Origin of the sequence: Gluconacetobacter sp. (genome assembly GCF_047721585.1) — a bacterium.
GTDB classification, from domain to species: Bacteria; Pseudomonadota; Alphaproteobacteria; order Acetobacterales; family Acetobacteraceae; genus Gluconacetobacter; species Gluconacetobacter dulcium.
Window position 1 is genome coordinate 1 of the sequence record NZ_JBDNXE010000259.1, and the last position, 1526, is coordinate 1526.

Sequence of the window (1526 nt, forward strand, 5' to 3'; positions counted from 1 at the left end):
GCTTTGACGGGGATCAGACGCGTGGGCATGGCGCCTTGCGGTGTCTGTTTCGTCAGCGGGCGGCGTTTGTGAGCAAGGCATGGGCGAGCCCGAACTCGTATTGCCAGGGGCAGGCTGACGCCATGGAGATCCGCATCCGCCGGACGCTGCGGATGACCTGGGCACCCATCTTGAGCAGCTTGAGGCGGATCGTGCCGCAGGTGGCGGTGGCGAACTGCGTGTGGGCCAGTCCGATCCGCCGCAGGGCACACAGCAGGACATAGGCCATGGAGGCGAACCAGAGGCGCAACTGGTTGGCGCGCATGGTTCCCGAAGACGTCCGGTCGGCAAAAAGGTCAAGCTGGCATTCCTTGATCCGGTTCTCCATCTCGCCTCGAGCGCAGTAGATTGTCTCATACAGGTGACGTGCCCTGGCTTCGGCGGGTGACAGCGAAGTCACGACAAAGCGCGGATTGGCGGCCTCATTGGTCCATTCCGCCTTGCCGACGACACGCCGTGCCCGGCTCCAGCTGTCGCGGGTCAGCCAGCGGAAATCCCGGTATCGGCGCGCAGGTCGGCCCGTTCGTGCGCTTTCGGCCTCGGCAGCCGCCAGTTCACCCGCGATCTCCGCGACCAGCCGTGCATTGCGCGCGAGCCCGAACAGGAAATCGACACGGTTGGCCTCGCACCAGGCCATCAGCGTTTCGCGACAGAAGCCGCCATCGGCGCGCAGCAGGATCCGCACGCGCGGCCAGCGACGTCGGATCTGGCCGACGATCCGGGCGACCTCCTCCCGCGCGCCAGCCGCGCCATCGATGTTCGACGGGCGCAGCTTCGATGCCAACAGGTGTCTGCCGCAGAAGATGTAGAGCGGCAGGTAACAGTAGCGGTCGTAATAGCCATGAAAAAACCGTCCTTCCTGATGGCCGAGGACCGGATCGTCGGTCGCATCGAGATCCAGGACGATCTGGCCGGGGGCGGCGCGGTGGGCGTCGAGAAAGATATCGACGAACCGGGCTTCGATCGCTGACGGGTCGTGCTTGATCCGGTGGTAACGACCGGGTTCCGCGCGGCTCAGTTCCAGCCGGTTCAGCGTGCTCTTGCCTGCCAGCGGCGCGCACCTGGCACGGCGCGCGTCCAGCTTGCCAGCCAGTATCGCCAGGACCGGATCGTGTCGGAGGTGGTCGTGATCGACCAGATCCTCATACCCCAGTGCAATCCCCGCCACGCGCTGGAGCACCAGGGCGCGAATATCATGCTCGACAAGATGTGCGGCACGGGTATCCGTGAAGCAGCAAGCAAACCGCTCCGTCAGACCGATCGCCCGGTCCGCCGCCCCCAGCAGCAGGGCGCCCGCGTCCGACGTGATCGTCCCGCCCGCGAAATCCGCTACGATCCGACGCCCGGAAACCTCTCCAAAAGCCAATTGGCCTGCGCTACACTCTGTCTGCATCGGGTCTCTGGCCTCGCTCGCGGATTTTCCTTTTCCAACAAGAACTTTCGCCGTTTTCAGAGCCCGATGCACCTACTCGTGTGAGATATCCGGG

At 64.9% G+C, this 1526-nt stretch carries 1 protein-coding gene; it reads right to left on the minus strand.

Going from position 1 to position 1526, the window contains the following annotated elements:
* Positions 1 to 52: 52 nt before the first annotated feature.
* A complete protein-coding gene (locus ABF821_RS20980; protein ID WP_415531472.1) occupies positions 53 to 1432 on the minus strand; it encodes an IS1380 family transposase in 1380 nt (459 codons plus the stop codon).
* Positions 1433 to 1526 lie beyond the last annotated feature (94 nt).